The 9,842-nt window shown below is 51.3% G+C and carries 8 protein-coding genes; all 8 read right to left on the reverse strand.

The features are described 5' to 3' along the window. Window positions 1-125: 125 nt before the first annotated feature. Window positions 126-794, reverse strand: coding sequence for an ATP-binding cassette domain-containing protein (locus K2H17_RS04915; RefSeq protein ID WP_300132098.1), 669 nt, complete (start codon window positions 792-794; stop codon window positions 126-128). Between the two features lie 31 nt (window positions 795-825). Continuing rightward, window positions 826-3,000, reverse strand: coding sequence for a DNA helicase RecQ (recQ, locus tag K2H17_RS04920; protein ID WP_300132101.1), 2,175 nt, complete (start codon window positions 2,998-3,000; stop codon window positions 826-828). Window positions 3,001-3,296: 296 nt separating this feature from the next. Next, the gene (clpX, locus tag K2H17_RS04925; RefSeq protein ID WP_300132103.1) at window positions 3,297-4,571 is read right to left on the reverse strand and encodes an ATP-dependent Clp protease ATP-binding subunit ClpX; all 1,275 of its coding nucleotides are present in this window, start codon (window positions 4,569-4,571) and stop codon (window positions 3,297-3,299) included. 23 nt (window positions 4,572-4,594) lie between these two features. Continuing rightward, on the reverse strand, window positions 4,595-5,281 hold the full coding sequence (gene clpP, locus K2H17_RS04930; protein ID WP_300132105.1) for an ATP-dependent Clp endopeptidase proteolytic subunit ClpP: 687 nt from the start codon (window positions 5,279-5,281) through the stop codon (window positions 4,595-4,597). 125 nt (window positions 5,282-5,406) lie between these two features. Continuing rightward, entirely contained in the window at window positions 5,407-7,806 is a 2,400-nt protein-coding gene (locus K2H17_RS04935; RefSeq protein WP_300132108.1) for a CotH kinase family protein, read from the reverse strand. Between the two features lie 421 nt (window positions 7,807-8,227). Next, the gene (locus K2H17_RS04940) at window positions 8,228-8,761 is read right to left on the reverse strand and encodes an RNA methyltransferase (RefSeq protein ID WP_300132111.1); all 534 of its coding nucleotides are present in this window, start codon (window positions 8,759-8,761) and stop codon (window positions 8,228-8,230) included. Between the two features lie 218 nt (window positions 8,762-8,979). Then, a complete protein-coding gene (gene rpmA / locus K2H17_RS04945; RefSeq protein WP_300132114.1) occupies window positions 8,980-9,240 on the reverse strand; it encodes a 50S ribosomal protein L27 in 261 nt (86 codons plus the stop codon). 22 nt (window positions 9,241-9,262) lie between these two features. Beyond that, entirely contained in the window at window positions 9,263-9,583 is a 321-nt protein-coding gene (gene rplU, locus K2H17_RS04950; RefSeq protein WP_300132117.1) for a 50S ribosomal protein L21, read from the reverse strand. Window positions 9,584-9,842 lie beyond the last annotated feature (259 nt).

The following is a 9,842-nucleotide window of genomic DNA, read 5'->3' on the forward strand; positions in this document are numbered from 1 at the left end:
TGCTCCTTTCTCATTTACAATAATTTATCTAAAAGATACACCACTCAGATTTTAACTCTTGTTTTTAAACAACCTCTAAAAATCCTCTTGACAGGTCTGTGCCGGAAACTGAGCAGTCCGGAAGATCAATCGCTCAGGCTTACGGTATGGTTTTCGCAGCGGATCACGCGGCCCGGAAACTGGTCCACGAAGCTGAGATTGTGCGTTGCCATTATCACGGTGGTTCCCTGACCGGCAATGTCATGGAGCCGGCTGACGATGGCTTCACCTGTCGCGGGATCCAGATTGCCGGTGGGTTCGTCTGCAAGAAGAAGGCGCGGATGGTTGAGCAGTGCGCGGGCTATCACGATGCGCTGCTGCTCGCCTCCCGAAAGCTCATGCGGGTTCTTGTAGCTCTTGTTGAGCATTCCGACCCCTTTGAGCACTTCCTCGATGCGTGTCTCGATCTCGGCTTTGTCCTTCCATCCGGTCGCTTCCAGCACGAATTTCAGATTGGCGTAGGCGCTGCGGTCGGTCAGAAGTTGGAAATCTTGAAATACAATGCCTATCTGACGGCGCAGGTAGGGGATGTCGCGGCGACGGATCGTGTTCAGGTCATAGTCCAGGACGTGAGCCTCTCCGCCGGCAATGGGGATGTCGGCGTATATTGATTTCAGCAGGCTTGATTTGCCGCTTCCGACCTTTCCGAGCAGGTAGATGAACTCACCTTCGCCAACTGTCAGATTGACGTGGCGCAGGGCTATCAGATCCTGGCGGTGGAGTTCTACGTCGCGATAGTCAATGACCTTGTTCATTCTTTTGCTGTTCAGTTGCTTATGGTGAGAATCAGTTTCCCATCTCCGAGAGGAACTTTATGCGCATCAGTCGGATCTCGTCTTCCGTGTAGTCTTCGCCGAATTCCTTGTAGGCCTCGTTGAGATCGTCGGTCTGGCATTCCTTGAAGAAGTCAAAGAGCTCTTCCTGCGAGTCCTCGTCCATTATGTCATTGATATAATAGGAGATGTTGATCTTTGTGCCGGAATAGACAATTACTTCGATTCTGTCAAGGAGTTCGCCGAATTCGAGTCCTTTGGCTTTGGCTATTTCGGGCAGAGGAATCTTGCGGTCGATCGACTGGATGATGAAGAGTTTGGTGGAGTTGCGGCTCGGCACACTGCGGACGCGCAGATCCTCCGGACGCTCGATCTCATTGTCTTCGACATGGCGTTTGATCACCTTGACAAAGTCCTCACCATAGCGCTTGGCTTTTCCGGCCCCTACGCCGGGGATGTTTTGCAGTTCTTCAAGCGAGATGGGATAAGTGGTGGCCATCGCTTCGAGCGAAGGATCCTGGAAGATGACATAGGGGGGCAGACCGAGCTGCTTGGCAATCTTCTTGCGGAGGTCTTTCAGGATGCTGTAAAGTTCGTCGTCGGCGGCAAACGATGCGCCGCTCTTGATCATTTCAGGCTCTGCGTCCTCGCTGAAGTCAGAGTCTTCGACCACTTTGAACGATTCGGGTTTCGAGAGGAATTTCTTGCCCTTGGATGTGATGCGCAGAAGACCGTAGTTCTCGATGTCGCGGTCCAGATAGCCGGCAAGAATTGCCTGGCGGATCACGGCGCTTATAAGTTTTTCGTCAGCGCCCTGCTCGCATCCGAAGACGTCGAGCTGGTCATGCTGATAGGATGTCACATCAGCGGTAGTCCGGCCGAGAAGTACGTCGGTGACATGATCGGCCTTGAATTTTTCTTTCAGTGCTATTACGGTTTCAAGCACTGCACATAAATCGTCTTTAGCTTCCACTTTTTTCTTTGGATTAATGCAATTGTCGCAGTTCTGGCAGTTGTCGGTGGTGAACTCTTCTCCGAAGTAGAACAACAGAGAGCGTCGACGGCAACTGCTTGCCTCAGCGTAGCTCTGGGTTTCCAGCAGAAGCTGGCGTCCGATTTCCTGCTCGGCCAACGGTTTGCCCTGCATGAATTTTTCCATCTTTTGCAGGTCTTTGGCGGCATAGAACGTGATGCACTGTCCTTCACCGCCGTCACGGCCGGCACGGCCCGTCTCCTGGTAGTATCCTTCGAGCGACTTGGGCATGTCATAGTGAATAACAAATCTCACATCCGGTTTGTCGATACCCATCCCGAACGCTATTGTGGCGACGATCACATCCACTTTTTCCATCAGAAACGCATCCTGGTTGGCGCTGCGTGTGGCGCCGTCCATTCCTGCATGATAGGGGAGTGCCTTGATGTCGTTGACAACGAGCATTTCGGCGAGTTCCTCGACTTTTTTGCGGCTCAGGCAATAGATGATGCCTGATTTTCCGGGATTGTTTTTGATGTATTTGATTATATCCTTGTCAATGTTGGATGTTTTCGGTCTGACCTCATAATAGAGATTCGAGCGGTTGAACGATGACTTGAACACCTTGGCATTCTGCATTCCGAGATTCTTCTGGATGTCGTGCTGGACCTTGGGCGTCGCTGTGGCTGTCAGGGCGATCATCGGACGGACGTTGATTTCGTTGATGATCGGACGGATACGGCGATACTCAGGGCGGAAGTCATGACCCCATTCCGAGATGCAGTGTGCTTCGTCGACTGCGTAGAAGGAGATAGGCACAGTCTTGAGGAATTCAATGTTCTCTTCCTTGGTCAGCGACTCAGGAGCCACATAAAGGAGCTTCGTGCGACCGGCTGTGATGTCTGATTTCACAAGGTCGATCGCTGCTCGGTTGAGCGAGGAGTTGAGGAAGTGGGCGACAGTGTCGGCCGAGCTGAAGTGACGCATGGCATCCACCTGATTTTTCATCAGGGCAATCAGTGGTGAGATTACTATGGCAGTGCCTTCCATCATGAGGGCCGGAAGCTGGTAGCATAGCGATTTGCCTCCTCCGGTCGGCATGAGGACGAATACGTCGTTGCCTTCAAGGAGACTTGTCATTATGGCTTCCTGGTTGCCTTTGAATGTGTCAAATCCGAAATGCTCTTTAAGTGCTTCGTGAAGTCGTTGATTCATGGGATTTCGTTCAGGTTGGAGGAGTGAGACTGAAATGTGAGAGAACTGAGGGGAGTGTGGTGTTTCAGAAACCGTGATTGCGGATAGTGACGCTTTGCCCTGTCGGCTATCCGGGAATCTATCACTCCGGCTGTTGGCGCTTTGAAAAGCGCCTCTGACCGGGGCGATTTTGACGGAGGGTCTGCAACACCCTCGTGGAGAGGTTGAATAAATTATGATTGGTTCGCTTCCGCAGGGAGGCTTGAATCCTTGAGGTTGTTTTTCAATAGCCTCTTGAACCGGATTGTAGCCGTCCGTCAGCCGATGTAGGCTTTGCGGATTTTTTCTTCAGCGAAGGCGCGGTCGATCACCAGTTCCTTGATGTCGGTAGAGGGGGTCTCATACATCGGGTCAATCATGATTGTCTCTACGATTGTGCGGAGGCCGCGTGCGCCAAGCTTGTATTCAATTGCTTTGTCGACAATGAATTCAAGGGTTTCAGGAGCGAAGATGAGCTTGACTCCGTCCATTGCGAACAGTTTTTCATACTGTCGGGTAATGGCGTTTTTAGGCTCGGTGAGCACTCTGAGGAGGGCTTCGCGGTCAAGGGGATCGAGGTGGACAAGCACCGGCAGACGGCCGATGATTTCCGGAATCAGGCCGAAGGATTTGAGGTCCTGCGGTGCAATGTATTGCAGATAGTTGTCAGAGTCGACTTTTGAGCGTGTGGAACCTCCGGTGAAACCGACAACGTGGGTGTTCAGTCGGTGGGCGATCTTGCGCTCGATGCCGTCAAACGCACCTCCGCAGATGAAGAGGATGTTTTTGGTGTCGACTGCGATCATCTTCTGCTCAGGATGCTTGCGGCCTCCGTTCGGCGGCACATTGACAACCGATCCTTCGAGCAGTTTGAGCAGTCCCTGCTGAACTCCTTCGCCGGAAACGTCGCGTGTGATCGACGGATTGTCGCCTTTGCGTGCAATTTTGTCTATCTCATCGATGAAGACAATGCCTCGCTCGGCTTTGGCCACATCGTAGTCTGCGGCCTGGAGCAGTCTGACAAGCAGGCTTTCGATGTCCTCGCCGACATATCCGGCCTCGGTCAGCACTGTGGCGTCAACGATTGCGAAGGGGACGTCGAGCTGCCGGGCTATCGTCTTGGCAAGCAGGGTTTTTCCTGTGCCGGTCGGGCCGACCATGATTATGTTGCTTTTCTCGATGTCGACATCGTCTTTGTCCTGGGCCAGACGCTTGTAATGGTTGTAGACGGCTACCGAGAGATATTTCTTGGCATCGTCCTGCCCGATTACGTATTGGTCAAGAAATGCCCGGATTTCAGCCGGAGTGGGGAGGGCTTTGGTTTCAGGCTCTGTCTCCGCTTTGGCTTTTTTGCCTTTGGCTCTATCCGGACGCAGTGAGGGGTTTTCTTGGAAATAATCCTTCAGAAGGCCTTCGATCTGATCGACGCACTCACTGCATATATACGTGTCACCCAATGGACTCGGCACGAGAATGTCGGAGTAGGAGGGTTCCTTTCCGCAAAAAGAGCATTTAACTCCGTTGTTAGAGGTGTTGTTGTTTTTTTTTGCCATTCTGTGTCTGTAACGGGAATGATTTATTTGTGTTCAGGGAGGAGGACGCGGTCGATCATGCCGTATTCCTTGGCTTCGTCGGCTGTCATCCAGTAGTCGCGGTCGGCATCGGCTTCGATGCGTTCGAGCGGCATTCCTGAGTGGTCGGCGATGATCTTGTAAAGTTCAGCTTTGTATTTCAGGATCTCGCGGGCTGTGATCTCGATGTCGGAAGCCTGACCCTGCACGCCGCCGAGGGGCTGGTGGATCATCACGCGTGAGTGGGGGAGAGCCATGCGCTTGCCCTGGGCGCCTGCCACGAGCAACACGGCTGCCATTGAAGCCGCCATACCGATGCAGATTGTGGAAACGTCGCTCTTGATATGCTGCATGGTGTCATAGAGGCCGAGACCGGCAATCACTGATCCGCCGGGCGAGTTGAGGTAGATCGAGATGTCTTTTCCGGGGTCTACTGAGTCGAGGTAGAGCAGCTGACCCTGTACGACGGTTGCTGTATAGTCATTGACATCGGTGCTGAGGAAGATGATGCGGTCCATCATCAGGCGTGAGAACACGTCCATCTGGGCTACGTTAAGCTGACGTTCCTCGATGATTGTGGGCGATATATAGGATGAGGTGATTTGAGAGGCTGCCGAGGCGGCATATTGATCGAGTGCAAGCCCGTTCATGCCGAGATGGTGCACTGCGAAATTCCTAAAATCTTTATTCATAGTCGTGTAACTTGTTTCGAATTGTTTTCTAATGTAAAGTTACAAAAAAATCTTCTTTCTGCAAAATTATTGCTGCGATTTCGCTTGCCGGCGCTCTTTCAGATCGTTTTCAGACTGTTGCTGACTCATCTTCCGCCGAGTTGCATTTTTGCGGCGTTTTCGCCCTGACGGACTATGTAAAGTCCTTTGGCGAGTTTGCCGGTGACTTCGGCGGATCCGGCTTCCATTAACAAACGTCCTTGAATGTCATATAGTTTGAACGGCTGGCTGAAGTCTATGCCGCCGCTCTTTGGATTGGCTTCGATTTCGGCGATTGAGCTTTGGGTGGCGATGCTTTCGATCTCCACTTTGTCGGCATCCGGCATTGTCAGTGAAAGTACGGCTCCTTTGTATTCGGCTGTCGCTTTGTTGCTGCCGCTGGTGACTGTTATTTTCCAACTGCCGATTGCCATGCCTTCTTCTTTGTGTCCGGCTTCGATAAGCAGTTGTCTTCCAGCGAAAAATTGCCCGTCAAAGTCGCGGTTGTTCAGGCTGATGCCGTTTATGGTGAGCGTGATGTCGTCTGTGCGTCCGGCGTCGATGATCAGTGTTCGTGGTGTGCCGAGTTTGTAGTAGTCGCTCAGGTGGGTGTAGAAAAACGGAGTGCGTTTGCTGACCCATGTGCGCATCTTCTGAACTTCTTCGGGGTGATTCGGCCACCATTGGTTGACGAGTTTGCGGTGATAGGGATATTCCTTGCGTATCATTCCGTACATTTTGTCAATTTCCTTGACTGTTCCGCGATAGTTCATGAAGTCGCCCATGTAGACGGCGCAGCGGTCAATGAACATGTCGCGGAATTCCGGTGTATCCATCAGCGCGCGGAACAGGCGGGTGTGTTCAGGTTTGTTGGCCCAGTTGTGATTCTGGTCGTATGAATTGTCATAGAACCAGTTGAATGTCTTGTAGTTGTAAGGTGCTTCGTAGAGGCCGAGACCGAAATCGGTGTCTTTGGCTATCCAGCGCCATTTGCCACCGTCGCTGCGCGGCCGCCAGAACACGATGTTGTTGCCGGGAAAGTCCTTATTGTCATAGAAGAGGTTCATGATCATAAGGTTGGCAAATTCTCCGCAGTCCATCAGTGAGTTGAATTCATCGAATGTGTGGCCGTCCTGATTGTAAAACTCCTTGAAGCTGTTGTAGTTGTCCCAGCTTCCTTCTTTGAGCTCTTTCCAGTTCTCGATCATGTCGATGTCTTCTTCGCCGTTGTAGAATGTGTAGATGTGGTCTTCGTTGGAGCGTGAGCGGATGTTGAGCATTCCTTTATATTCGCCGTTGATGAAAAATGCTGTCGGCAGCCAAGGTTGCCAGTCGAGGTCGCAGTTCGTGCCCATGACGCGCTGGATCAGGGCATCGCGGAAATAGGTATAGTCGAAGTCGTTGCCTGAGTTGCGCATTTCAATGGATTTCCATTCGTCCAGCCCTGGAGCTTCGTCAGGAAAAAACTCATGGTTGAAACGTTTTTCGCCAAAACGTTTGTTGGCATATACAGCCAGTGATTTCAGCTGTGCGCCTCGTGAGGCGCCCCCTTTCACGCGTGTCTCGCAAAGCTGATTGATGACGCTCGCTTCTCCTTCGGCGGTGAATAGCTCGAAATTGATCGGCCTGCGCCAGTCGTGCTGGTAGTTCGGGTTGTTCTTGTCGTGTCCTTCAGCGTAGATGCCGAGGGTGTTGTCGTAGAAATATCGGCGGTCGGTGACCATCGAGACGATCGGGATGGTCATCTCACGGGGTAGAAAGATGTAGCTGTGGGTTGTCGAACGTGGCGACAGGTAGTCGGGATGGAAGAGTTTTGCGCGGATGGTTGTTGATGCGCTGATGTTGAGCCCGTAGCCGAATTTGCGGCTTGACTCTGTCGGTTCTGTTCCGTCTGTCGTGTAGCGGATGACTGTTCCTTCCGGTGCATCCTCAGGGAGGGAAATGTAGAGATTGAATGCGGTCGAGGCTACCCGGCCCGGAGTGGAGAATATCGGGGCGCCGAGCAGGTCTTTGCATAATTTCCGGCAGTTTGGTGCGCCGGGTGTCGCTGTGGCCTGATAGCCCCATGTCTCGGAATTTTCTTCTGACCGTCCGTAGGCGATGTTTGGGGCCGGCTGTTTCTTGAGTCCCTCGACTTTGTCTTCGATGACGCCGTTTCTGAAAAGATAGACTGCGGCTCCTTTGCCTGAATCAAGGCGGAAAGGGGTGTGGAGGCCTGTCGCTGCTTTGTCGCAATAGATGACGATATATCCGCCCGGAGCTATTGTCTTTGAAGGAAGCCGGTGGGCTTTTTCAGGATTGTTTTTGTCTGACAGGCTGTAATCGCTTAGGTTGACTGTGGTTGTTCCGGTGTTGTGGAGTTCTACCCATGAGTCGGGAAATTCGTTCAGGTCGTCCATGATGCAGTCGATGTTCGACTGCATCAGTTCGTTTATCCGTAATTGTGCGTTGGTTTCTGTTGTGAAGCCGAGGATGGCGGCGAGGATGAGCAGGCCTGAGGTTTTCATGAGAGAAATGAGGTGTTTTTGGTTTGTAGAATTTAGCAGGGAGATGATTGTAAGAGGTTGTTTAAAAAACAAGAGTTAAAATCTGAGTGGTGTATCTTTTAGATAAATTGTTGTAAATGAGAAAGGAGCATAGCGAGCTATGTGACTGACGAATTTCAACAATTTAGCAAAAGAGACACCAAGGCTCTGGTAACTTTAAAAATTCTCAAACATGAAATTATTAAAAGAAAAAAAGATAATACCGTCGTCTGCGAAAGTTTTGGGCGCCTATGACTCTTCATTTCAGTCACATAGCTCGCTATGCTCCTTCAATTCAGAGCCATATTCACCTCAAAACTTTCGCTCAGATTTTAACTATTGTTGTTAAACAACTTCTAAATGTATTTCGGCTGATTTTTATGGTTTGTTGTCGGGCTTTCTGTTAAACGGGCATAAGGCGTGAGAAGAAATGCCAGATGGCGATTCCGCCGGAAACCGATACATTGAGCGAGTGCTTTGTGCCGCGCTGGGGGATTTCGAGGCAGACGTCACACTGGTTGACTATCGCCTGGTCTACTCCTTCCACCTCGTGGCCGAGGATCAGGGCGTAGCGGCGGCCTTGCTGCGGGGAGAATTCCTGAAGCTCGATGCTGCCCTTGACCTGTTCGAGGCAGCAGAGTGTGTAGCCTTCGCGTTGCAGATGTCCGATGCACTCTTCTGTTGTGCTGAAGTAGCGCCAGGCTACCGAGTCTTCTGCGCCCAGTGCTGTTTTGTGTATTTCGGGCGATGGCGGACAGGCGCTGATGCCGCACAGCATAAGCGATTCTACTGCAAATGCGTCGCAGGTGCGGAAGATGGATCCGATGTTGTTTAGGCTGCGCACATTGTCAAGGACTACGGTCAGTGATATTTTGGGTTGGCGTCGGAAGTGCTCGATGTCGACGCGGTTGAGGTCGCGGATGCTTTTCTTTTCCATGTGATGTTGTTGGACGGAGGGTGATGGAAAGCAAAGTTAATTAAATTTCCGAAAATTTCAGCAATGCCGATGGCTAAAAACGGTCGGATGTGGCTGCCGGTGTGTGGTCGGTGTATGGTGGAGGCCGGGAGTCTCTAAAAAAAAATAGCCGGACCGCAGAGTGATTTCTGCGGTCCGGATGTTTTTTTCAGTGTTTAATCAGTCCTTGACTGGGGCTATTATGCTTCAGCCGGCTGGACGTTGATGAACTTGCGGCCTTCTTTGCCTTCAGTGAAGACAACTACACCGTCGATCAGAGCGAACAGAGTGTGGTCCTTGCCCATGCCTACATTGAGACCGGGGTGGTGAACTGTGCCACGCTGACGCTTGATGATGTTGCCGGCTTTGCAACGCTGACCACCGAAAATCTTTACACCGAGTCGTTTGCTTTCTGACTCACGGCCGTTCTTAGAACTACCAACACCTTTTTTATGTGCCATTTCTTTTTGAGATTTTAGTGGGTTAAGCTACAACTTCTTTAATTAACACTTTGGTGAAGCACTGACGGTGACCGTTTTTGCGACGATAGCCTTTGCGGCGTTTCTTCTTGAAGACGATGACCTTTTCACCTTTTACGAGCGGGGTGAGAACCTCGCATACAACCTTTGCGCCGTCCACGGTGGGAGCGCCAACTTTAACTGCGTCATCGGACTGAGCGAGGAGAACACGGTCGAATTCAACCTTGTCGCCTTCTTTTACTGCTTCGCCGAGATAATGAACATACAGGAACTTCTCAGGCTCTGCCTTGAACTGCTGTCCCTGGATTTCTACGATAGCGTACATCTGTTATTAATTGGTTTTCAGGTTATTCCGGCGGGCGAGGACTCTGAGACCGGCTCGTTGTCGCTGCTTAATCGAGCCCGCTACGGCTAAATCGGCCACAAAGTTACGAAATTAATCCGTAACCGCCCAATGATTTCAGAATCTTTTTTTGATTAAAAATAAAAAAAAGATGAGACTCATTTCTGAATCTCATCTTCTTGGCTTTTGTCGGGGTGACTAGACTCGAACTAGCGACCTCACGCCCCCCAGACGCGTACTC

It is taken from the genome of Duncaniella sp., from assembly GCF_029054785.1.
GTDB lineage: Bacteria > Bacteroidota > Bacteroidia > Bacteroidales > Muribaculaceae > Duncaniella.

Coding starts and splice junctions, on each gene's coding strand:
- rpmA (WP_300132114.1), bottom strand. CDS start 9,240: ATGGCACATAAAAAAGGTGTTGGTAGTTCTAAGAACGGCCGTGAGTCA.
- K2H17_RS04940 (WP_300132111.1), bottom strand. CDS start 8,761: ATGGAAAAGAAAAGCATCCGCGACCTCAACCGCGTCGACATCGAGCAC.
- recQ (WP_300132101.1), bottom strand. CDS start 3,000: ATGAATCAACGACTTCACGAAGCACTTAAAGAGCATTTCGGATTTGAC.
- clpX (WP_300132103.1), bottom strand. CDS start 4,571: ATGGCAAAAAAAAACAACAACACCTCTAACAACGGAGTTAAATGCTCT.
- rplU (WP_300132117.1), bottom strand. CDS start 9,583: ATGTACGCTATCGTAGAAATCCAGGGACAGCAGTTCAAGGCAGAGCCT.
- K2H17_RS04935 (WP_300132108.1), bottom strand. CDS start 7,806: ATGAAAACCTCAGGCCTGCTCATCCTCGCCGCCATCCTCGGCTTCACA.
- K2H17_RS04915 (WP_300132098.1), bottom strand. CDS start 794: ATGAACAAGGTCATTGACTATCGCGACGTAGAACTCCACCGCCAGGAT.
- clpP (WP_300132105.1), bottom strand. CDS start 5,281: ATGAATAAAGATTTTAGGAATTTCGCAGTGCACCATCTCGGCATGAAC.